Source organism: Litorisediminivivens sp. KMU-197 (assembly GCF_056858395.1).
The window spans coordinates 1-22,776 of the sequence record NZ_JBXEQG010000015.1; the positions used below are offsets into that span (position 1 = coordinate 1).

Annotated in this window: 20 protein-coding genes; 17 read left to right on the top strand and 3 right to left on the bottom strand. The window is 65.7% G+C overall.

Going from position 1 to position 22,776, the window contains the following annotated elements:
* Nucleotides 1-1,026: indolepyruvate ferredoxin oxidoreductase subunit alpha (locus tag AC04PT_RS18875; protein WP_482875340.1), on the bottom strand; the 1,026-nt coding region annotated here is incomplete at its 3' end.
* Nucleotides 1,027-1,389: 363 nt separating this feature from the next.
* On the opposite strand from AC04PT_RS18875, the gene AC04PT_RS18880 reads away from it, so the two are divergent.
* The 10 genes from AC04PT_RS18880 to AC04PT_RS18925 all read left to right on the top strand — a co-directional run bounded on the left by AC04PT_RS18880 (nt 1,390) and on the right by AC04PT_RS18925 (nt 11,536).
* The gene (locus AC04PT_RS18880) at nt 1,390-1,935 is read left to right on the top strand and encodes a DUF3305 domain-containing protein (protein WP_482875341.1); all 546 of its coding nucleotides are present in this window, start codon (nt 1,390-1,392) and stop codon (nt 1,933-1,935) included.
* Between the two features lie 55 nt (nt 1,936-1,990).
* Nucleotides 1,991-2,650 (top strand): DUF3306 domain-containing protein, encoded by a 660-nt coding sequence (locus tag AC04PT_RS18885; protein ID WP_482875342.1) that lies wholly within the window; start codon nt 1,991-1,993, stop codon nt 2,648-2,650.
* Complete coding sequence (locus AC04PT_RS18890) at nt 2,651-3,250, top strand: TorD/DmsD family molecular chaperone (protein ID WP_482875343.1); 600 nt, start codon at nt 2,651-2,653, stop codon at nt 3,248-3,250. It begins immediately after the preceding gene.
* A 74-nt stretch (nt 3,251-3,324) separates the two neighbouring features.
* On the top strand, nt 3,325-3,510 hold the full coding sequence (locus tag AC04PT_RS18895) for a twin-arginine translocation signal domain-containing protein (RefSeq protein WP_482875344.1): 186 nt from the start codon (nt 3,325-3,327) through the stop codon (nt 3,508-3,510).
* Nucleotides 3,511-3,656: 146 nt separating this feature from the next.
* The gene (locus AC04PT_RS18900) at nt 3,657-6,773 is read left to right on the top strand and encodes a formate dehydrogenase subunit alpha (protein WP_482875345.1); all 3,117 of its coding nucleotides are present in this window, start codon (nt 3,657-3,659) and stop codon (nt 6,771-6,773) included.
* Nucleotides 6,774-6,785: 12 nt separating this feature from the next.
* Nucleotides 6,786-7,379: a formate dehydrogenase FDH3 subunit beta gene (gene fdh3B / locus AC04PT_RS18905; RefSeq protein WP_482875346.1), complete on the top strand. Its 594-nt coding sequence runs from the start codon at nt 6,786-6,788 to the stop codon at nt 7,377-7,379.
* A 149-nt stretch (nt 7,380-7,528) separates the two neighbouring features.
* On the top strand, nt 7,529-8,740 hold the full coding sequence (locus AC04PT_RS18910) for a formate dehydrogenase subunit gamma (protein ID WP_482875347.1): 1,212 nt from the start codon (nt 7,529-7,531) through the stop codon (nt 8,738-8,740).
* Nucleotides 8,741-8,742: 2 nt separating this feature from the next.
* Nucleotides 8,743-10,029: a c-type cytochrome gene (locus tag AC04PT_RS18915; RefSeq protein ID WP_482875348.1), complete on the top strand. Its 1,287-nt coding sequence runs from the start codon at nt 8,743-8,745 to the stop codon at nt 10,027-10,029.
* Nucleotides 10,026-10,151: a hypothetical protein gene (locus tag AC04PT_RS18920; RefSeq protein ID WP_482875349.1), complete on the top strand. Its 126-nt coding sequence runs from the start codon at nt 10,026-10,028 to the stop codon at nt 10,149-10,151. The genes AC04PT_RS18915 and AC04PT_RS18920 overlap by 4 nt, the downstream gene beginning before the upstream one ends.
* A complete protein-coding gene (locus tag AC04PT_RS18925; protein WP_482875350.1) occupies nt 10,151-11,536 on the top strand; it encodes a sigma-54-dependent transcriptional regulator in 1,386 nt (461 codons plus the stop codon). The genes AC04PT_RS18920 and AC04PT_RS18925 overlap by 1 nt, the downstream gene beginning before the upstream one ends.
* 518 nt (nt 11,537-12,054) lie before the next feature.
* Here AC04PT_RS18925 and AC04PT_RS18930 read toward each other — a convergent pair.
* Together AC04PT_RS18930 and AC04PT_RS18935 are read right to left on the bottom strand one after the other, a co-directional pair.
* Nucleotides 12,055-14,355 (bottom strand): Tex family protein, encoded by a 2,301-nt coding sequence (locus AC04PT_RS18930; protein WP_482875351.1) that lies wholly within the window; start codon nt 14,353-14,355, stop codon nt 12,055-12,057.
* 125 nt (nt 14,356-14,480) lie between these two features.
* Nucleotides 14,481-15,404: a LysR family transcriptional regulator gene (locus AC04PT_RS18935; RefSeq protein ID WP_482875352.1), complete on the bottom strand. Its 924-nt coding sequence runs from the start codon at nt 15,402-15,404 to the stop codon at nt 14,481-14,483.
* Between the two features lie 139 nt (nt 15,405-15,543).
* On the opposite strand from AC04PT_RS18935, the gene AC04PT_RS18940 reads away from it, so the two are divergent.
* The 7 genes from AC04PT_RS18940 to xsc all read left to right on the top strand — a co-directional run bounded on the left by AC04PT_RS18940 (nt 15,544) and on the right by xsc (nt 22,731).
* Nucleotides 15,544-16,560, top strand: coding sequence for a TRAP transporter substrate-binding protein (locus AC04PT_RS18940; RefSeq protein WP_482875353.1), 1,017 nt, complete (start codon nt 15,544-15,546; stop codon nt 16,558-16,560).
* An 83-nt stretch (nt 16,561-16,643) separates the two neighbouring features.
* Nucleotides 16,644-17,177, top strand: coding sequence for a TRAP transporter small permease (locus AC04PT_RS18945; RefSeq protein ID WP_482875354.1), 534 nt, complete (start codon nt 16,644-16,646; stop codon nt 17,175-17,177).
* 3 nt (nt 17,178-17,180) lie between these two features.
* Complete coding sequence (locus tag AC04PT_RS18950) at nt 17,181-18,521, top strand: TRAP transporter large permease (protein ID WP_482875355.1); 1,341 nt, start codon at nt 17,181-17,183, stop codon at nt 18,519-18,521.
* An 11-nt stretch (nt 18,522-18,532) separates the two neighbouring features.
* Nucleotides 18,533-19,042: a universal stress protein gene (locus AC04PT_RS18955; protein WP_482875356.1), complete on the top strand. Its 510-nt coding sequence runs from the start codon at nt 18,533-18,535 to the stop codon at nt 19,040-19,042.
* An 11-nt stretch (nt 19,043-19,053) separates the two neighbouring features.
* Nucleotides 19,054-19,452: a nuclear transport factor 2 family protein gene (locus tag AC04PT_RS18960; protein ID WP_482875357.1), complete on the top strand. Its 399-nt coding sequence runs from the start codon at nt 19,054-19,056 to the stop codon at nt 19,450-19,452.
* A gap of 42 nt (nt 19,453-19,494) precedes the next feature.
* The gene (locus tag AC04PT_RS18965; protein ID WP_482875358.1) at nt 19,495-20,892 is read left to right on the top strand and encodes an NAD(P)/FAD-dependent oxidoreductase; all 1,398 of its coding nucleotides are present in this window, start codon (nt 19,495-19,497) and stop codon (nt 20,890-20,892) included.
* 48 nt (nt 20,893-20,940) lie between these two features.
* Complete coding sequence (gene xsc / locus AC04PT_RS18970) at nt 20,941-22,731, top strand: sulfoacetaldehyde acetyltransferase (RefSeq protein ID WP_482875359.1); 1,791 nt, start codon at nt 20,941-20,943, stop codon at nt 22,729-22,731.
* Nucleotides 22,732-22,776: the final 45 nt, after the last annotated feature.

A 22,776-nucleotide genomic window follows, 5' to 3' on the forward strand; every position in this document is an offset into this window, starting at 1 on the left:
ACGATACGCTTTGGCGAGCGTCTGGATGCGCGACATGATCAGGTCGACGGGCGGCGCATCGTAGCTGATCGCGCCCGAGGGGCAGACCGCCGAGCAGGCGCCGCAGCCGGCGCAGATCATCGGGTCCACGGTGACGAACTCGCCGGCCGGGGAAATTGCACTGGTGGGGCAGAGGTCGAGGCAACGGGTGCAACCGGTCTGCTCGGCGCGGGAATGGGCGCAGAGCAGCGGCTCGGTGCGGACATGCAGCACCTTCTCGAAGGTGCCGACAAGATGCGAGGCGGCCATGACGGCGGCGGCGACCGAGGGCGGATGCGCCGGGTCGGCGCGGAGATAGCCTTCGCGCTTTTCGTGCGCCGGAAACAGCGGTTGCGTGCCGCGCAGGTCGAGTAGGATGTCGCAGTCGCTTTGGCCGCCGTCGCGGGGGTCGGTGAAGGTCAGTGGACCGCGCCCGCCGGGGTCGATCATGCGCAGCGCGTCGATGGTGACGGTGAACTGTCCCAGCGCGCCGCCGGCCTTGCGCAGGTGCCCGACGATGACGTCGAAGGGGGGGCGGTCGGTCAGGTCGGGGGCGTCCGCGAGCAGCACAGTGACGCCAAGATGCGGGCTGAGTTGCGCGGCGGCCTCGAGCGCCACATCGGCGGGGCCGAGGATCAGGCAGAGCCCCTCGGAGGTGACGTCGAGGGTGCGATCGGGGCGCGCGGGCAGGAGCGCCTCGGCCAGAAGGGCGGACATTTTGGGCAGTTTCGGGGCCTCGTCGGCGCTCCAACCGGCCCGGTCGCGGAGGTCGAGCAGGGGGGGGGCTTCGACCCCAAGCTCCTCGGCCAAAGCGCTAAAAGTGCGGCCCTCCTGGGTGCAGCAGAAAATCGTATCGCCACCTGTCAAGGCCTCTGCGGCGCGGTCGATCTGGGCCGTGCAGAGCGCCGAACAGGGCTTGGCGGCGCTCACGTCCGCGTGATCGGCCAGCGCTTGCGAATCGATTTCCATCGATCCTTCGCAAGTACACGTTATCAATGACTTGGACATGGATTTCCCCCTCGGAAACGCGCCCCTCACGTCCCCTCGCAAGGCCCGGCGCGGCATAACGCTAATCGCGATTCAGGGGCGGCGGCAACCGGAATTCTCGGCGGTGCAGCGACTCGCCCCGGCGCCGCAGAGCAGCAATTCGGCCCGGTGATTCGCCGCAGTGCTGCATGTCGGAAACCAGAGTGAAAGCGTCGGATTGGACAAAACGTCCGAAGGGACCCGATCGGCCTGTCCGGCCCGGCCATTTTGACCGAAGGCGCAGGAAAATCGGGTAGCGGTGCGGATTCCACTTGGCGGCTGCGCGAATGGTATACGACTGTGGACGCAGGGAGAGACGAGAACCAAGTGATCCACAATCCGAACATGTATCGAACGCTGCCGGTCGGCATCGTGCTGCGCAAGACGCCGGGTGCGACCCGTTGGGCTGCGTGGCACTGGACGGCCAGCGCGGTCCTGCCGGGTGCGGGGCCGGCGGAGTGGCGCGTGATGCGCGAAGAGGGCGACGCGGTGGAATATCACGCCGCCACCCTGACGCTGGAACTGCACGGGGCGGAGACCGAGGCCTACCTGCACGGGATCAGCGCGCGGGTGCCCAGCCTCTATGTCGTGATGCGCGAGGCGGCGGGCGATCCGCCGCTCGAGGTGGTGTTGGTGACGGCCTCGCCCTACGAGGCGCAGGATTACACCGACAGCGGCGAGGAGATCGTCGAGAAGGTGCCGATGCCGCACGGGCTGGTGGCCTGGGTGCGCGAGTTCGTCGAGGAATTCCACGAGGACGAGGTCTTTGTGAAGCGCCGCCGCGACAAGAAGCGGGTGGATCTGGTGCAGGACGGCGTCGGCGATCCGCGGATCGGCAAGGCGGCGGATATCTACGCTTCGCCGGCGCTGAAGCGCAGGAGGCTGTCATGAGCGCTGCCAGCAAAAGCGGACCCCGGTTTTGCGTCTGGCAGCGCGGGAGGCAATCATGAGCCTTTGGGCAAAGCGTCGCGCGGCGGTGGCAGCCGAAGAACGGGCCGAGGCGGAGGCACGCCAGGCGGCCCTGCGGCAGGCCGAGGAGCAGGCTCTGGCGGAGCGGCCGGACGCAGAGCTTCTGGCCGAGGCGGGGCTGAAGGACCCCGACGAACTGATCAGCGCCGAGGAGATCCGGGCGTTCCTGAAGCACGCGCTGCCGGACCGGCTGAAGCGACGGGCCCTGCGGAAGCTCTGGGGGCTGAACCCGGTGCTGGCGAATATCGACGGGCTGGTCGATTACGGCGAGGACTTCACCGACAAGGCGATGTGCGTGGAGAACATGCAGACGCTCTATACCGTCGGCAAGGGGATGCTGGAGCAGTTCAAGGGGCTTGGGGAAGAGGCCGAAGAGGAAATCATCGCGTCCCGGACAGGCTCCGGGACCTCGGCGTTTGAAGCTGACGAGGAGGCCCCGGATCAGGTCCGGGGCGTGGAGTATGATGAGGCGGAGGGCGGCGAGAGTGTTGACGGGGTTGCGGTCGGCGCTGACCATGAGGTCCCGGATCAAGTCCGGGACGGCGATGGTGCGGAGGTCGAGGCGGCGCGCTTCGAGGACACCGAACAGGTCGCGCCCAGCCAGCGCCGTATGCGTTTTACGTTTGAGAGGGTTTGAATGACGACTGCGACTGCACCAGCGATTGCCGAAGAAGACCGCCTTCGCGCGGATCTGTATAATTTCCTGGGCGTGATCCTGTCGGGGCCGCCGGACGAGATGCTGCTGGCGCAGACCGCCGGACTGACCGGCGATGACAGCGATCTCGGGCAGGCGATCTCGACACTGGCGAAACTGGCGAAGGTGTCGAAGCCCAAGGGGGTGGAGACCGAGTACAACAAGCTGTTCATCGGGCTGGGGCGCGGCGAGCTGCTGCCCTATGCGTCGTACTACCTGACCGGTTTCCTGAATGAGAAGCCCCTGGCGCTGCTGCGTCAGGACATGGCGCGGCTGGGGCTGGAGCGGGCGGACAACGTGTTCGAACCCGAGGACAATATCGCGTCGTTGATGGAGATGATGGGCGCGATCATTGCCGGGCGGTTCCGCGATCCGGCCAACCTGACCGCGCAGAAGGACTTCTTCGCGAAACACATCGCACCCTGGGCCGGGCATTTCTTCGCCGACCTCGAGGGCGCCAAGAACAGCGTCTTCTACGCGCCGGTCGGCACCGTCGGCAGGACGTTCATGGAGATCGAGGCGGAAGCGTTCCGCCTTGGCTGAGCAGGACTGATCCGGGGCCTTCGGGCCCCACAACGAGCGGCGGGCGACCGTCGGAACACATGGGGAGAGAGACCATGGCAGAGGAAAAGGGCGCCAGCCGCCGCGATTTCCTGAAGATGGCCGGGACCACGGCGCCGCTTGCGGCCGTCGCGGTGGCGACCAGCGGGACCGAGGCGGAGGCCGCCGAACCCGACCTGACATCGGAGAAGATGCAGGACACCGCCCACACCCGGGCCTACTTCGCCAGCGCGAAGTTCTGACGCGAGCGCGGTCCGGGACGACCCGGGCCGAGGGATAGGCCAAGAGCGACTGGTTGCGTGACGCCCGACTGCATCAAGGCCAATAACAGTACCAAGCGCGCGGTTGGAGCAAGGCTTACGGACCGCAAGCTAGGGAGGGAAACGAGATGTTGAGGAAAAAGACCAACGGGGTAGCGCGACGCCCCCAGCGGACTTCGATCCTGTCTGACGTGGCCAAGGCCTCGGTGGACCGCCGCGCATTCCTGCGCGGATCGGGTCTGGCGATCGGTGGTCTGGCCGCAATTGCCGCGACCGGCGGCACCGTCAAGCCGGCATCGGCCGCGACCGCGCCGATGGGCAAGGTCGATATCAAGAAATCCGTCTGCACCCACTGCTCGGTCGGCTGTACCGTGGTGGCGGAAGTCAGCGACGGCGTCTGGATCGGGCAAGAGCCCGGCTGGGACAGCCCGTTCAACCTGGGTGCGCATTGCGCCAAGGGCGCCTCGGTGCGCGAGCACGCGCATGGTGAGCGGCGGCTGAAGTACCCGATGAAGAAGGTCGGCGGCGAATGGGTCCGCGTGTCCTGGGAAGAGGCGATCAACGAGATCGGCGACAAGATGAACGTGATCCGCGAGGAAAGCGGACCGGATTCTGTTTACTGGCTCGGCTCGGCCAAGCATTCCAACGAACAGGCCTACCTGTTCCGCAAGTTCGCGGCCTACTGGGGCACCAACAACGTCGACCACCAGGCGCGGATCTGCCACTCGACGACGGTTGCCGGTGTGGCGAACACATGGGGCTACGGCGCCATGACCAACAGCTACAACGACATCCACAATTCGCGTGCGATCTTCATCATCGGCGGCAACCCGGCCGAGGCGCACCCGGTGTCGCTGCTGCACGTGCTGAAGGCGAAGGAGCAGAACAACGCACCGCTGATCGTCTGCGACCCGCGCTTCACCCGCACCGCGGCCCATGCCGATGAATACGTGCGGTTCCGCCCGGGATCGGACGTGGCGCTGATCTGGGGCATCCTGTGGCACATCTTCGACAACGGCTGGGAGGACAAGGAGTTCATCCGCACCCGTGTCTGGGGCATGGACCAGATCCGTGAAGAGGTGGCCAAGTGGACGCCCGAAGAAGTCGAGCGGGTCACCGGCACGCCGGGCAGCCAGCTCAAGCGGGTGGCGATGACGCTGGCCAACAACCGTCCCGGCACCGTGATCTGGTGCATGGGCGGCACCCAGCACACCAACGGCAACAACAACACCCGCGCCTACTGCATCCTGCAGCTTGCGCTGGGCAACATGGGCACCTCGGGCGGCGGCACCAACATCTTCCGCGGCCACGACAACGTGCAGGGCGCAACCGACCTTGGCGTGCTGTCGCACACCCTGCCGGGCTACTACGGCCTGTCGGCCGGCGCATGGGCCCACTGGGCGCGTGTCTGGAACGAAGAGCCCGAGTGGCTGGCGAACCAGTTTGCCAAGGTCGAGGGTGCCGACGGCAAGGAGAAGTCGCTTCAGAACCTCACCGGGATTCCGGTGTCGCGCTGGATCGACGGGGTGCTGGAAGACCCGGCCAACACGGACAACCCCGACAAGGTTCGGGCCATGGTGCTCTGGGGCCACGCGCCGAATTCGCAGACCCGCATGACCGAGATGAAGAAGGCGATGGAGATGCTCGACATGCTTGTCGTCATCGACCCATATCCGACGGTCTCGGCGGTGCTGCACGACCGCACCGACGGCGTCTACCTGCTGCCGGCGGCAACGCAGTTCGAGACCTACGGCTCGGTCACGGCTTCGAACCGGTCGCTGCAATGGCGCGAGAAGATCGTCGATCCGCTGTTCGAATCGAAGCCGGATCAGGAGATCATCGCGCTGTTTTCGAAGAAGTTCGGCTTCCATGACCGGATGTTCCGCAACATCGCGCTGGAGGACGACGGGCTGACGCCCAACGTCGAGGACACCCTGCGTGAGATCAACCGCGGCATGTGGACCATCGGCTATACCGGGCAGTCGCCCGAGCGGCTGAAGATGCACATGGAGAACCAGCACACCTTCGACCGCACCACGCTGCGGGCCAACGGTGGGCCGGCGGACGGCGACTATTACGGTCTGCCGTGGCCAAGCTGGGGCACGCCCGAGATGAACCACCCGGGCACGCCGAACCTCTATGACATGTCGAAACCGGTGGCCGAAGGTGGCCTGTCGTTCCGGGCGCGCTTCGGCGTCGAGCGGGATGGCGACAACCTGCTGGCGGAAGGCGTGTCCAACCCCGGTGCCGAGATCCAGGACGGATACCCCGAGTTCACCTACCAGATGCTGGTGGACCTGGGTTGGGACAGCGACCTGACCGACCTCGAGAAGAACGTCATGGGCCGGATTGCCGGTATCGAGGGGCTGGAGGACAGCGCCGTCGGAAACCAGGACGACGGCGAGGAGAAGGCCAATGCTGCCGAGGGCGTGACGCCCGAAGGCGGACAGGCCGACGAGGTTCAGCAGACGGCCGAAGGCCAGAACCTGACCGCACCAGACGGCATGCAGGGGGCCAACGAGGAGGTCGGCGAACAGGCGATGTCGCCCTTCCCGTCGGACTTCAACGAGAAGGTCAGCACGATCAACTGGAAGACCGACCTGTCGGGCGGCATCCAGCGGGTCGCGATCAAGCATGGCTGTGCGCCCTTCGGCAATGCCAAGGCGCGGGCAGTGGTGTGGACCTTCCCGGACCCGGTGCCGCTTCACCGCGAACCGCTGTATACCAATCGGCGGGATCTGGTGGAGGACTATCCGACCTACGAGGACCGCAAGTTCTATCGTCTGCCGACGATGTACGCCTCGATCCAAAAGCAGGACTTCAGCAAGGATTACCCGATGATCCTGACGTCCGGCCGGCTGGTCGAATACGAAGGCGGTGGCGACGAAACCCGGTCCAACCCCTGGCTGGCCGAGTTGCAGCAGGACATGTTCGTCGAGATCAACCCGCGCGACGCCAACAACCTTGGTGTGCGTGACGGGGCACAGGTCTGGGTCGAAGGTCCGGAAGGCGGCAAGGTCAAGGTCATGGCAATGGTGACGCCTCGGGTCGGCGAAGGCGTTGCCTTCATGCCGTTCCACTTCGGCGGTCACTTCCAGGGCGAAGACCAGCGGTCGAAATACCCCGACGGGGCCGATCCGTATGTTCTGGGTGAATCGACGAACACCGCCCAGACCTATGGCTATGACAGCGTGACACAGATGCAGGAGACCAAGTGTACTCTCTGCAAGATCATGCCAGCGTAAGGAGAAAGAGATATGGCAAGAGCGAAGTTTCTCTGTGACGCCGAGCGCTGCATCGAATGCAACGCCTGCGTCACGGCCTGCAAGAACGAACACGAGGTGCCTTGGGGGATCAACCGACGACGGGTTGTCACAATCCAGGACGGCTCACCGGGTGAACGGTCGATCTCGGTCGCCTGCATGCACTGTTCGGACGCGCCCTGCATGGCGGTGTGCCCGGTCGACTGCTTCTACCAGAACGAGGAAGGCGTCGTCCTGCACTCCAAGGACCTGTGCATCGGCTGCGGCTATTGCTTCTACGCGTGCCCCTTCGGCGCGCCGCAGTATCCGCAGGCCGGCAACTTCGGGTCGCGCGGCAAGATGGACAAGTGCACCTTCTGCGCCGGCGGACCCGAGGAAAACCACTCGCAGGCCGAGTTCTCGAAGTACGGGCGCAACCGGATTGCGGAAGGCAAGCTGCCGATCTGCGCCGAGATGTGTTCGACGAAGGCCCTGCTGGCGGGCGATGGCGACGTGGTGTCGGCCATCTACCGCGAGCGGGTGGTGGCCCGCGGCTTCGGCTCGGGCGCCTGGGGCTGGGGCACGGCCTACGACCAGAAGGACGGCTGAGCCGGTCCGGGGGATGGGCAGGACTTGCCCATCTCTCCGTCTGACGCCGGCGTAGGTGACACGCCCTGCGTCCGCACTATCTTATCGTCGGCGCGGCGGCCATCGGCTTGCCGCGCCGCAAGCGACCTTACCGATCCCGGGAGACACCCATGTTGCGCCACCTGATGGCCGTTCTGATCCTTGCACTCATGCCGGTGACCCTGACCGCGCAGGAGGTGATGACCCAAGACCCCGCGCTCGACCGGACCGACACCGGCGGCGCGCAGACGCTGGAGGATATCCTGCGGCGGCAGGAGGGACTGAAGGTCGATGACAGCTTTCGTCGGAACAACCGGCTGAACGAGCCTGCCGGCGTGCCCGAACTGGGTGCCCTCGGCGGCGCGTCGGACAGCGATTTCTGGCGCGCTTTGCGCTATAACGAGGCCGGCGAGGCCACCGATGTAAATGTCAGCACGCCGCATCCCGCAGGTGCGGTGCTGGTGCAGGACCGTGGCATGTGGTGGCTGGAATTCCGGGAAGGGCCGCTGCGGACCTACGGCGGCTGGCTGCTGCTGGCGACGATCGCCATCTTGGCGGTATTCTTCCTGATCCGCGGCCGCGTCCGCATCGAGGGCGGCAAGGCCGGCACCACCGTGACCCGCTTCAAGGCGATCGAGCGTTTCGCACACTGGATGATGGCGATCTCATTCATCCTGCTGGCCTTTACCGGGCTGTTCGTGCTGTTCGGGCGGGCCTATTTCATCGACTGGTTCGGGGCCGGGTTCAATTCGCAGCTTCTGATCGTGTCGAAGTTCATCCACAACAACGTGTCATGGGCCTTCATGCTGGGGCTGGTGATGGTCTTCGTGATGTGGGTCTGGCACAATCTGCCCGACCGCACCGACCTGACCTGGTTCCGCTATGGCGGCGGCATCATCGGCAAGAAGCACCCGCCGGCGAAGAAGTTCAACGCCGGGCAGAAGATCGTCTTCTGGTCGGTGATCATCTTCGGGGTCTCGGTGTCGGTGTCCGGGCTGTCGCTGCTGTTTCCCTTCGAGTTCAACATGTTCGGCCCGACCTTCGGCCACATGAACGACTGGGGCATGAACGAATGGGTCGGTATGGCGCCGTTCCCGACCGAGCTGTCGCCGCAGGAAGAGATGCAATATGCTCAGCTGTGGCACGCGATCGTGGGCTTTATCCTGATGGCGGTGATCATTGGCCACATCTACATCGGGACGCTGGGGATGGAAGGCGCTTACGATGCCATGGGTTCGGGGCAGGTGGACGAGGCCTGGGCCGAGCAGCACCACTCGATCTGGTACGAAAAGGTCAAGGACGGCACGGCGCCGAACGACGCCAGGGCCCATCCGGCGGAGTAACCATGCGCACGGCTCTGGCAGGTCTGGCGGTGGTCTGGGCGACGGCGGTGTCCGGGGCCGAGTTCACCACGCTCAAGGGGCACGGCGGGCCGGTGATGGGCCTGGCCGTGTCGCCCGAGGGGCGCGTGGCCAGTGCCAGTTTCGACAATTCCGTGGGGGTCTGGCAAGGGCGCGAGCCTGAGTGGCTGGAAGGGCATGAGGCGGCGGTGGTGTCGGTCGCCTGGGGGCCCGCAGGCGTGCTGGCCTCTGGCGGCGACGATTTCGCGGTTCGGCTCTGGCAGGTTGGCGCGGAGGTCCAGGACGCGGGTGTGCTTGGGCGCCACCGCGGCAAGGTTGCGGCGCTGGAATTCGCGCCCTCCGGCGACTGGCTGGCCAGCGGCGGCTGGGATGGCAGCGTCCGGGTCTGGCCGCTGACCGGTGGCGAGGCGCGGGTGCTGGCCGAACCGGGCGCGGCGGTCAACGCGCTGGCCTGCGTGGACGACACGGTATTGCTGGCCGGGACGGCGGGGGGCGAGATCCTGCGGTACGATTTGCAGACCGGCGAGGCGCTGCCGCTGGTCAAACACGGCTTCGGAGTGAACACCGTCGTCGTCGGGGACGGCTGGATCGCCTATGGCGCGGTGGATGGCGGCACCCGGATCGTTGATCTGGAGGGCGGGGAGATTGCCGATTTCACGCTCGACCGCCGACCGATCCTTGCGATGGCGTGGCACGAGGATACCGCGCAGCTCGCGGTGGGCGACGGGCAGGGCTATATCATGATCGTCGACACCGAGACCTGGCAGATCGCCCGCGACTTCCGCGCCACCCGCGACGGGCCGGTTTGGGCGCTGGATTTTGGACCGGGGGGCGAGATGATCTATGCCGGGGGTATCGACGACGTCGCCTATGGCTGGCCGGTGGCCAGCCTCGATGCCTTCGAACCGGGGATCACCGGCGAACGGTCGTTCCTGCGCGACGCCGAAACCATGCCCAACGGCGAACGGCAGTTCATGCGCAAATGCTCGATCTGCCACGCGCTGGAGGAAGGCCCGTCGCGCAAGGCGGGCCCGACGCTGCATGGCGTGTTCGGCCGGCGGGCGGGGACGCTGGAAGGCTATGCCTATTCCGATACGCTCGACGGGTCCGCGATCGTCTGGGACGAGGACACCATAGATGCGCTTTTCGACGAGGGGCCGGACCATTATATTCCGGGATCCAAGATGCCGATGCAGGTGATCGCGGGCGCGGATGATCGCGCCGACCTGATCGCCTTTCTGAAAACTGCCACCAAGGGGGCTACTGAATGAAATCCATGCTTGCCGGGTTTGCCGCTGTCATCCTGATCGGGATCGCCGCGTACTACGGGCTGCACGAACTCGGGTTCTCGGCAGAGGAGGCCTATTCGGGGCCGAACGTCCGGGTCGACTGATGACACCGAAGGACGATTACGGCGGTACGCTTGCGGGAGCGCAGGTGCTGGTGATCGACGACGAGCCGGGGATGCGCAATTTCCTGGTCAAAATCCTTGGCCCTAGGGTCAAGCGGGTGGCCGAGGCCGGATCCGCCGCCGAGGCGACCCGGCTGCTGGACGAGACGCATTTCGACCTGGTGATCCTCGACAACATCATGCCGGGGGGGACCGGGCTGGAGTGGGTGACCGACCAGCGGCGGCGCGGTTTCTTTGCCGATACCATCCTGATCACCGCCTACGCGGACCTTGAAACCGCGATTGCGGCGCTCCGGGCCGGGGTGTCGGACTTCGTGCTGAAGCCGTTCCGGGCGAACCAGATCCTCGGCGCCATGGCGCGCACGCTGGACCGCAAGAACCTGCGGCGCGACAACCTGCTCTTGCGGCGGGAACTTCATGCCGGGACGGGGCAGGGGAAGCTGCTGGGCACCTCTGCGCCGCTGGCCGAGGTCCGCCGGGTGCTGCAAAAGCTGGCCCCCCTGCCGACGCCAGTCCTGTTTACCGGCGAGAGCGGCACCGGCAAGGAATTGGCGGCGCGGCATCTGCATGCGCAGTCGGACCGGGCAGAGAAGCCCTTTGTTGCGGTGAACTGCGCCGCCATCGCGGTGGACCGGATCGTGCCGGAACTGTTCGGCACGGTCGAGGGCGATGCGCGGCTGAAGCCGGGGCTCTTGCTGCTGGCCGACGGTGGGACGCTGTTCCTCGACGAGGTGGCGCAGATGCCCGAGGCGCTGCAGGCGGCGCTGCTCAGGGTGCTGGAGGACCAGAAGATCCGGCCCGAGGGGGCGGAGCGCGAGATCCCGCTAAACCTGCGGTTCCTGTTTGCCACCAATGCCGATCTGGACCGGGCGGTGGCGGAGGGGCGGTTCCGCGCCGACCTCTATCACCGGATGAACGTGATGCGGATCGAGATGCCGCCCCTGCGCGACAGGTCCGAGGATATCACCGAGCTGTCCTCGCTGTTCATGTCGCAGTTTGCCACCACGCTGGGCATGGCGCCGCTGGCGCTGGACGAAGAGACGCTGCTGAAGCTGCGCCGCTACGACTGGCCGGGCAACGTCCGCGAGTTGAAGAACCTGATCGAGCGGTCGGTGATCCTGGGCAGCTTCCCAGAGGAATTCGCCGGCCACGGCGCGGTGACCGGGGCGCAGGCGGTGGAGGACCTCGACCTGGTGGTACAGCGCCACATCCTGCATGTGCTGGATCTGTGTGACGGCAACCGCGCCGAGGCGGCACGGCGGCTGGGTGTCTCGCGTAAGACCATCGACCGCAAGGTCGCGGCGTGGGGCGAGGGCGAGGGCGAGGCGCATGAGCCGATAGGGTCGACGCGGTCGCGGCCGGGTTGAAAGTGCCAATCCGTTGCAACTGGGCGCATGCCGCGCATCGCCGGGCCGAGGTGCGGCGACCCGACGGTAGTGATGCCCACTTTATCCAGGCAAGGTCCGTAGAACATCGATAAGTCGCGCTGTCGGCATCCATATCGCCGTGCCGGAGGGCGGCCCGGCGATGCGCGGTGGCTTTGCCGCTGTTAACGCGCACGGTCGCTATCGCAGACGGAGGTTTGGCGCTCGCTGTCCCCCTCAGGACCGTAGGGTGCGTGATCTCACGCACCGCTTTGGCTTCGTCTGAACGTCGAGCCGCGCAGTCGCCGACCTCGGGGTGGCGAAGCGACGATGGTGCAAGCCACTTTATGTCCCAGTTGCCGTAGACCCTCGGACCGTCGCGCTTCGCCGCCTTATCGCCTCCCCGGGGGGAGGTCGGCGATTGCGCGGCGGGCTTCGCCCTTGATTCCGCGCGGGGCGCCCAGTCGAGATGGTCCGCTGATCCCGTTCCGATAGTGCGCACGGGCGTCCAATAGTCCCCCTCAGCGCTTCCTGAACGCGTCCTGCAAGGCCGCACCCAGCGCGCCGGGGGTCTCGGAGCGCTGCGGCTTGCTCTTGAAGGCAGGGCCCTTGCCGCGCTGTTGCGGCTTGTCGCGGGGTTGCTGGTCGCGCTTGCCGCCGCCGTCCTTGCGCATGGTCAGGCCGATGCGCTTGCGCGGCACGTCGACCTCGGTCACCCGGACGCGCACCACGTCGCCGGCCTTGACCACCTCGTGCGGGTCCTTGACGAAACGGTCGGCCAACTGGCTGACGTGGACCAACCCGTCCTGATGCACGCCGATGTCGACGAAGGCGCCGAAGGCCGCGACGTTCGTCACGGTGCCCTCCAGCGACATGCCGGGCTTGAGGTCGGTGATCTCGTTGATCCCTTCGGCGAAGCTGGCGGTCTTGAATTCGGGGCGCGGGTCGCGGCCGGGTTTCTGCAATTCCGACAGGATGTCCTGCACCGTGGGCAGGCCAAAGCTGGCATCGACGAAATCCTCGGCGCGGATGGACTTGAGGATCTGCTCCTGCCCCATGATCTGGCGGATATCGCGGCCGCAGGCCTTCACGATGCGGCGGGCGACGTCATAGGCCTCGGGGTGAACCGACGAGGCGTCCAGCGGCTCTTTCCCGTCGCGGATGCGCAGGAAGCCGGCGCTTTGCTCAAAGGCCTTGGGGCCGACGCCCGCCACCTTGAGCAGCGCCTTGCGCGAGGCGAAGGCGCCGGCGGCGTCGCGGTGGGCGACGATGGCCTCGGCCAGGCGCGGCCCGAGGCCCGCGACATGCGCCAAGAGCGGGGCGGAGGCGGTGTTGAGATCGACGCCGACGGCGTTCACGGCGTCTTCGACCACGGCCTCCAGCGCGCGGGACAGCTGGCGCTGGTCGACATCGTGCTGGTACTGGCCGACGCCGATGCTTTCGGGCGCGATCTTGACCAGTTCGGCCAGCGGGTCCTGCAGACGGCGAGCGATGGAGACGGCGCCGCGCAGCGACACGTCGAGATCGGGAAATTCCTTCGCTGCCAATTCGCTGGCGGAATAGACCGAGGCACCGGCCTCGGAGACCACGACGGTGGTGGGTTTCGGGCCAGCGGGCAGCATCTTGAGCGTGTCGGCGGTGAATTTCTCGGTCTCGCGGCTGGCGGTGCCGTTGCCGATGGCAATCAGTTCCACGCCGTGCTTGCGGACGAGGTGGAGCAGCTGTTCTTCGGACCCGCGCAGATCGCGCTTCGGCGGGAAGGGATAGAGCGTGGCGGTGTCCAGCACCTTGCCGGTGGCATCAACCACGGCGGCCTTGACGCCGGTGCGGATGCCGGGATCGAGGCCCAGGGTCGGCTTGGCGCCGGCGGGGGCGGCGAGCAGCAGGTCCTTGAGATTGCGGGAAAACACCCGGATCGCCTCGTCATGGGCGCGGCGACGCAGGTCGGCGAGCAGGTCCATGAACATGGTCAGGCTGAGCTTGACGCGCCATGTCCAGGCGGCGGCAGAGCGCAGCCACCGGTCGCCGGAACCGTCGCCGGGGATGCCGATGGCGCGGGCGACGATGCCGGTTGCGCGTTCGGTGCCGGTCTCGGGGTCCGGCTCGATCGAGACGGTCAGGATACCCTCTTTCGAGGCCCGCAGGATGGCCAACGCCCGATGCGCGGGGATCTTGGCCCAGGATTCCCGGTGATCGAAATAGTCGGAGAACTTGGCACCCTCGGCCTCTTTGCCCTTCTGGACCTTGGCCAGCACCAGCGCCTCGTTCTGCATGAACTCGCGGAGGCGACCGAGCAGGTCGGCGTTTTCGGTCAGCTCTTCGGCGAGGATGTCGCGGGCCCCTTCCAACGCGGCTTTCACCGTTTCGACGTTTTCACCGAGGTAACCCTCGGCCAGCCGTTCCGGATCGGCGCCGCGGTCGTCCATGATGGCGCGCAGCAGCGGCTCCAGCCCGTTTTCGCGGGCGATCATCGCCTTGGTGCGGCGCTTGGGCTTGTAGGGCAGGTAGATGTCTTCCAGCACCGCCTTGCTGTCGGCCTGCGCGATCTTCTTCGCCAGCTCGTCGGTCAGCTTGTCCTGCGACCGGATGCTGTCGAGGATGGTGGCGCGGCGGGCTTCCATCTCGCGCAGGTAGACCAGCCGGTCCGAGAGGTTGCGCAACTGCGTGTCGTCCAGTCCGCCGGTGGCTTCCTTGCGGTAGCGGGCGATAAAGGGAACGGTCGCACCTTCGTCGAGTAGCGCGGTGGCGGCGGCCACCTGTCGCGGGCTGGCGGCGATCTCGGTGGCGATGGTGCGGGCGATGCGGTCGGCGGTCTGGTCCAAGGCGAAGGCTCCTCGTGGTCGGGAGGCAAGTCATAGCCAGCGTCAGGGAGTCGCGCCAGTGCGATCTTGCGCGGACGCCGATCCATCGATGGATCGGTGAAAATCCGTTGACGGATTTTCCCGCCTCATGCCTCGGGCGACTGCTCCTTGAGGATGCGCAGGAAGACGCGGGTCAGGCGGTTGGGCTCGGGCGCGCGGCGGGTGGCGGCGGCGAAGGCGGTGCGATAGCGGATGGTGCCGGGCAGCACGCGGCGCACGTCGCCTGCCGCCTCGTAGGGCGCCATCATGTGATCGGGCATGAAGCCGACGTATCGGCCCGACAGCACCAGCACGGCCAGCATCGTCTCGCTCTGCACCACGGCGCGGGGCTGCATGTCGAGCGCCTGGCCGTATTGCAGGTTAGGCGAGTTAAAGGCGATGCCGGCATAACGCGCCTTGCGCACGTCCTTGACGGTCAGGTCGTCCTCGGAACGGTCGAAGAACGGATGATCGCGCCCGCAATAGAGGAACATGTCCTCGCCGTGGACCGGCATGTAATCGAATCCGGGCGCGGGGCGGTGCATGGCGACGATGCCGATGTCGAGCTGGCCCTCGTGCAGGCGGGTCTCGATCAGGTTGGGCGGCAGCATCGACAATTCGAGGTCGACATCGGGGGCGCGTTCGGAAAAGGCCCGGATGGCGCTGCTCAGGTGCGCCTCGGGATTCGAGATGCACTGATCGAAGACCGCCAGCCGCAGGGTGCCGACCAGTTTCTGACGCACCTCGTTCACGCGGGTGCGGAAATCGGCTACCGAATCGAGCAGATCCTGGGTCGCGCGCAGCACCCGCGCGCCTTCGTCGGTCAGGAAGAATCCTGCAGGTCCCCGGTTGCAGAGCCGCATGCCCAGCCGATGTTCGAGGTCCGAGATATTCTTGGAAATGGTCGAGCGGCCGATGTTGAGCTCGGTTTCCGCTGCGGAAAGCCCGCCGCATTCCGATACCGCCTTGAAGATACGAAGCAATTTCAGATCGGCATTGCCGATTTGTGGGATGAGAAGCTGGCGGGCCATCGGGAAACGTTTCCTGTTCGTGAAACCTTGCTTCGATCCTCGTACATTTTTCGACGCTTTCACACAAGCTAGGGATGCGGTCATTGCTTCAGGGCAGGGAGGCCCGAAGCAGAATTGATATACCCTTCGGGAGGACCCCATGCGCTTTTTCAACACCCTCGCCCGCCTCGGCACCGCCGCATCGCTGGCTGCACTGATCGCCGCCGCACCGGCCATGGCCAAGGATTTCAAGATCGCCGTCGGTGACGGCGCGGGCGGGACGCAGGAAGCGCTCGGCAAGGCGTTCATCGCGGCGCTGGAAGAGGAAACCGGCGGCGCACACAGCGGCACGCTGTTCCTCAACGGCCAGCTTGGGTCCGAGCAGGACACCGTGAACGACGCTGCCATGGGCCTGCTCGACTTCTCGATCCTCGCGATCAACAACGTGACGCCGTTCTCGCCCTCGGTCGGCGTGCTGACGCTGCCCTACATGATCCTCAGCCTTGAGGACGCGGTGACGCTGACGCAGGGCCCGGTGGGTCAGGAACTGGTGGAAAACACTATCCGCGACAGCGGCGTGCGCATCGTCGGCTGGGCCTACTCGGGCTTCCGCGTGCTGACGAACTCGAAGAAACCGGTGACCACCGTGGCCGACCTTCAGGACCTGGTGATCCGCGTGCCCAAAAATGAAATCATGATCGCCACCTACAAGGCCTGGGGCGTGAACCCGACCCCGATGGCATGGTCCGAAACCTTCGCGGGCCTTCAGACCGGCGTCGTCGACGGGCAGGACAACCCCTACATCACCGTCTACTCGATGAAGTTCGACGAGGTGCAGGACCACGTCACCAACCTGCGCTATCTGTTCTCGATCGAGCCGCTGGTGGTGTCGGAAGCGGTGTTCCAGAGCCTTTCCGAAGAAGAGCAGCAGGCAGTTCTGACGGCTGGCCAGAAAGCCACCGAATATTCGGAGCAGTACCTGCGCGACCAGGAAGACGAGATCAAGAAGGTGCTCACCGAGCGCGGCATGGAGATCGTCGATCCGGCCAACGGCGAGCAGGAGTTCATCGACCTCGCCACCCAGGCCGTCTGGCCGCAATTCTACGACTCCATCGGCGGTGTCGAAAAGCTGAACGCCGCCCTTGGCGAAATCGGTCGCGAGCCGGTCACCAACTGATCCCCCTCCCCAACCGACTGACCGACCGACCGACCGGAGAAGCGCCTCAGTGCGCTTCTCCGACCACCCCAGGAGTGCCCGTCATGCTGGCCCGCGCCTTCAACAACATCGAAAGCATCATCTGCCGGACGCTGCTGAGCGGCTTCGTGCTGCTGCTGTTCGTCCAGATCATCGCCCGTGAGGTCTTTGGCCATTCGTTTTCGTGGATCGAGGAGCTGAGCGTCTACATGTTCGTCTGGTTCGTCTATTTCGGGGCCAGCTATGCCGCGCTGAAGGGCGCGCACAACCGGGTGACCTTCCAGTTCCGTTTCCTGCCGCCCTGCAAGATCAAGTATGTCGAGGCTTTCGCCGACCTGTTCTGGCTGGCGTTCAACGCGACCTTCATCTGGCTCAGCTACGACTTCGTGTTCAACAAGATGAACAAGTTCTGGAAAAGCCAGACCTTGGGCATCGAGATGAAATACATCTACGCCGTTCTGCCCATCGCCTTTGCGCTGATGACCATCCGCATCCTTCAGGTCAATTACATCAAGCTCATCAAGGGCGAAGAGGTCGCCGATCCCGACCAGATCGACCTTGACGCGATCAAATCCGACAACGTTAAAGCGGGGGCCTGATCCATGGAAGGCGAAATCACCACCATCCTCTTCGGCTCGTTCCTGCTGCTGCTGCTGATCGGCGCCCCGATCACCGTGGCGCTGGGGGTGTCGTCGCTGATCTCTTTCGTGATCCTCGGCGACAACCCGATCAAGTTCGTGCAGATCGCCTTTACCTCCGTGGGGTCCTTCCCGCTGATGGCGCTGCCCGCCTTCATCCTGGCCGGGGCGCTGATGGAGGCCGCCGGCATTTCGAAACGGCTGATCGACGTGGCCGAGAGCTTTGCCGGGCCGTTCACCGGCGGTATTTCCGCCGCCACCGTCATGGCCTGCCTGTTCTTCGGCGCGATCTCGGGCTCGGGCCCGGCCACCACCGCCGCCGTCGGCATGCTGATGATCCCGGCGATGATCAACCGCGGCTACGACAAGGGCTTCGCCTCGGCGGTTACCGCCTCTTCCGGGGGCCTGGGCATCGTCATTCCGCCGTCGATCCCGATGGTCATCTTCGGCATCGCCGCCCTCGGCATGATCCCCCCGCCTGAGGCCGTGGCCGAACACGGCACCTTTCAGTCGGTGTCGATCTCCAAGCTGTTCATTGCCGGGTTCGTGCCCGCCTTCCTGATCGCCGGATCGCTGCTGCTGATGAATTTCATGCTGTCCAAGAAGCGCGGCTATTCCGGCAATGCCGAGGGCTGGTCGATGGGCCTGATCACCACCCAGCTTTACAGGGGCTTCTGGTCGCTGATGGCGCCGCTGGTGATCCTGGGCGGCATCTATACAGGGTTCTTCACCCCGACCGAAGCCGCCATCGTCGCCATTGCCTATACGCTGTTCGTCGGCGTCGTGATCTACCGCGAACTGACCTGGAAATCGCTGTTCCAGTCGCTCGAGGCGACGACGTGGCTGACCGGGCGGGTGCTGCTGATCCTGTTTACCGCCACCGTATTCGGCCGGCTGTTGGTGGAAAACCAGATCCCCGCGATGATCGCCGATGCGATGCTGGACCTGACCACCAACATCTACATCATCTGGGCGCTGATCATCTTCTTCCTGCTGTTCGTTGGCATGTTCATGGAGACACTGGCGACCATCCTGATCCTTGTGCCGGTGATGCTGCCGGTGGCCTATTCGGTGGGGATCGACCCGATCCACTTCGGCGTGGTCATGGTCTGCGCGCTCGGCATCGGGTTCCAGACCCCGCCACTGGGCGAGAACCTTTTCATTGCCTCGGGTATCTCGAACATCTCGATCGAGGAAATCTCGCTCCGCGCGCTGCCCTTCGCCGCGATCAACACCATCGCGATCTTCATCATCGCCTTCGTGCCCGAGCTGTCGCTCTGGCTGCCGCGGCTCTTGGGTTACTGAGGAGGAGCATGATGCAACCGTCCGTCACCAACATCCTCTTCGCCACCAACCTGTCGAAGAATTCGACCTACGCGCTGAAGAAGACCGCCAGCATCGCCCTGGCCATGGGCGCCGACATCCACGTGCTGCACGTGAACGAGCCGGTGTCCGAGGACGCGCAGATCACATTTGAGCTGTTCGTGACCAACGAAGGCTCGCGCCAGGCCGCGCAGAAACGCCGGCACGAGATGGTGCGCCAAGTGTTGCAGGAACGGCAGAACCGGTTCTGGGCCGCGCTCGACGACGAGGACCGCAAGGTGCGCGACCAGGTGACCAGCATCGAGGTGACCGACGGCTATCCCGCCGAGGTGATCCTGCGCCGCGCCCGCGAACTGGGCTGCGACCTGATCGTGATGGGCGCACAGGACCATGGGCTGTCGCACACCTTCCTCGGCACCGTGGCCAAACGCGTGCTGCGCCGCTCCGACATTCCCACGCTGATCGTCCCGTTCCGGGACGACGCCGAAACACCCGCCAAATGAAAGGCCCTGACATGACCACCACGCTTGAAAAGACCCTGACCGCCGACGACCTGGCCGCCACCTTCGACGCCTTCAACCGTCACGACATCGACGGCGTGATGACCCACTTCGCCGACGATTGCGTGTTCTACACCGTCGGCGGTGACGAAAAGTACGGTGCCAAGGTCGAAGGCGCCGAGGCCATTGCCAAGGCGTTCTGTGCCGTCTGGACCGGCATGACCGACGCGCATTGGGACCATCATTCGCACTTCGTGCACGGCGACCGCGCGGTGTCGGAATGGACCTTCTCGGGCACCGATGCCAACGGCATGCGGGTCGAGGCCGAGGGCGCCGACCTGTTCACCCTGTTTGACGGCAAGATCGTCGTGAAGCAGGCGCTGCGCAAGGCGCGCCCCGCGTTCAAGGCCTGATACCCGCCGCCCGCTTCGGCCATCCCTGAAGGAGACAATAAAATGCCTGATGGTGCGATCCCCCTGTCCTGGCCCAAGGCCAGCTATGACCCCAAGTACGATCCGATCCAGGACGCGGGACCCGGCCACAACCGGGAATTCGCGCCCACCTATTGGATCGGCACCGCCGGCCCGCCGCCCGCCGATGACGGCCCGGTCGTGGCCGACATGGAGGCCGAGGTGGTCGTCATCGGCTCGGGTTATACCGGGCTGTCGACGGCGATCCATCTGGCGAAGGACCACGGCATGACGCCGGTGGTGCTGGAGGCCAACACGGTGGCCTGGGGCTGTTCCACCCGCAACGGCGGGCAGGCGCAGATCTCGTCCGGGCGGCTGAAGCGGTCGCAGTGGATCAAGCGCTGGGGCGTCGACGTGGCGCGCGGCATGCACGCCGAGGTGGCCGAGGCCTTCGAGTTGTTCGAGGACCTGATCGCCGACGACGACATCAACTGCGATCCGCAGCCGGGCGGTCATTACTACATCGCCCACCGGCCCAAAGTGATGGCCGGTCTCCGCAAGGAATGCGCGGTGCTGAACGAGACCTTCGGCTACGGCGCGAAAATCCTCGGCCGTGAGGAGCTGCACGAGGCCCACGTCAAGGACCAGGAGGCCGCCGGCGCCCTGTGGGAACCCGACGGCACCTGCATCCACGCCGCCAAGCTGGCCTTCGGCTATCTGCGCATGGCGCGGCGGCTGGGCGCGCGGGTGCATACCGCGAGCCCGGTAACCGGCTGGCAGAAGCGCGGCGAATGGCACTACCTGCGCACACCCGGCGGAGTGGTGCGCACCAAGACCGTCGCCATCGCCACCGCCGGATACACTCCGGTGGGGCTGCACAAGCGCACCCGTCACCGGCTGATGCCGATCCTGTCGAACTCGATGGTGACGCGGGTACTGACCGAGGACGAACTGGAGGCCTGCGGCATCCGGACGAAATCGCCGCTGACCGACACGCGGACCCTGCGCCACTACTACCGCCTGCTGCCCGACAACCGGATGCAGATCGGATCGCGCAGCGCCGTCACCGGTCGCGACGCCGAGAACGAGAAGCATCTGGCGATGCTGCGCGCCGGTCTGGCGCGGAAGTTTCCCGCGCTCGAGGGCATCAGCCTCGATTATTCGTGGTGGGGCTGGGTCGATGTCAGCCACGACATGATGCCCCGCATCACCCGCGCACAGGAGGGCGAGCGCATCTTCTACGCGATGGGCTATGGCGGCAACGGCGTGATGTATTCGGCCCAGGCGGGCCGCCGCATGGCGCAACTGATCGCCGGGCAGAGAACGCCCGACCTGCCGATCTTCAACTCGGCGCTGCCCAGCCACGGGCTGCTGACACCGTTCCGCCGGCTGGGCCAGCGTATGGCCTACGTCTGGTATCACCTCCGCGACGAGAAACTCTAACCCCCCAGCCAACCCCGAAAATTCAAGACTTTCCAAGGAGTTATCCCCATGAAAATGACCACCGAAGAAGCCTTCGTCAAGGTTCTCCAGCGCCACGGCATCCGTCACGCCTTTGGCATCATCGGTTCGGCCATGATGCCGATTTCCGACCTCTTCCCCCGCGCCGGCATCCAGTTCTGGGACTGCGCGCACGAAGGCAGCGCAGGCATGATGGCCGACGGCTACACCCGCGCCACCGGCGAAATGTCGATGATGATCGCGCAGAACGGCCCCGGCATCACCAACTTCGTCACCGCCGTCAAAACCGCCTACTGGAACCACACCCCGCTGCTGCTGGTGACGCCGCAGGCCGCCAACAAGACCATCGGTCAGGGCGGTTTCCAGGAAGTCGAGCAGATGAAACTGTTCGAGGACATGGTGGCCTATCAGGAAGAAGTGCGTGACCCGAGCCGCGTCGCCGAGGTGCTGACCCGCGTGATCGCGCAGGCCAAGCGTCTGTCCGGCCCCGCGCAGCTGAACATTCCGCGCGACTTCTGGACCCAGGTGATCGACATCGAACTGCCCGACCCGATCGAATTCGAAGCCTCGCCCGGCGGCGAGACCTCGATCGAGAAGGCGGCGGAGCTGATCTCGAACGCGAAGAACCCGGTGATCCTGAACGGCGCGGGCGTCGTCCTGTCCAAGGGCGGCATCACCGCATCCAAGGAACTGGCCGAGCGCCTGACCGCGCCGGTCTGCGTCGGCTACCAGCACAACGACGCCTTCCCCGGTTCGCACCCGCTGTTCGCCGGTCCGTTGGGCTACAACGGCTCGAAAGCCGGGATGGAGCTGATCAGCCAAGCCGACGTGGTGCTCTGCCTCGGCACCCGCCTGAACCCGTTCTCGACGCTGCCGGGCTATGGCATGGATTACTGGCCGACTGACGCCAAGATCATCCAGGTCGACATCAACCCCGACCGCATCGGCCTGACCAAGAAGGTTTCGGTGGGCATCGTCGGTGACGCCGCCAAGGTGGCCAAGGGCATCCTGTCGCAACTGAGCGACAATGCCGGTGACGAGGGCCGCGAAGAGCGCAAGAACCGCATCGCGGAGACCAAGTCGAAGTGGGCGCAGCAACTGTCCAGCATGGATCACGAGCAGGACGATCCCGGCACCACCTGGAACGAGCGTGCGCGTGAAGCCAAACCCGACTGGATGAGCCCCCGCATGGCGTGGCGCGCCATTTCCGCAGCGCTGCCGAAAGAGGCGATCATCTCGTCCGACATCGGCAACAACTGCGCCATCGGCAACGCCTACCCGGACTTCGAAGAGGGTCGCAAGTACCTCGCCCCCGGCCTGTTCGGTCCCTGCGGCTATGGCCTGCCGGCCATCGTCGGCGCCAAGATCGGCCGTCCCGACGTTCCGGTCGTGGGGTTCGCCGGTGACGGCGCCTTCGGCATCGCGGTGAACGAGCTGACCGCCATCGGCCGTGGCGAATGGCCGGGCATCACCCAGATCGTGTTCCGCAACTACCAGTGGGGCGCAGAGAAGCGCAACTCGACCCTCTGGTTCGACGACAACTTCGTCGGCACCGAGCTGGACACCGAGGTGAGCTATGCCGGGATCGCCAATGCCTGCGGGCTGAAGGGCGTCGTGGCGCGCACCATGGAAGAGCTGACCGAGGCGCTGAACACCGCCATCAAGGAGCAGATGGAGAACGGCACCACCACGCTGATCGAGGCGATGATCAACCAGGAGCTGGGCGATCCCTTCCGCCGCGACGCGATGAAGAAACCGGTCGAGGTTGCCGGCATCAGCGCCGATGACATGGCCGCGCCGGTGCGTCTGGCGGCGGAGTAAGACCACCCTCCCGGCCTCCTACGCGGGGGCCGGGACCCCATTCAA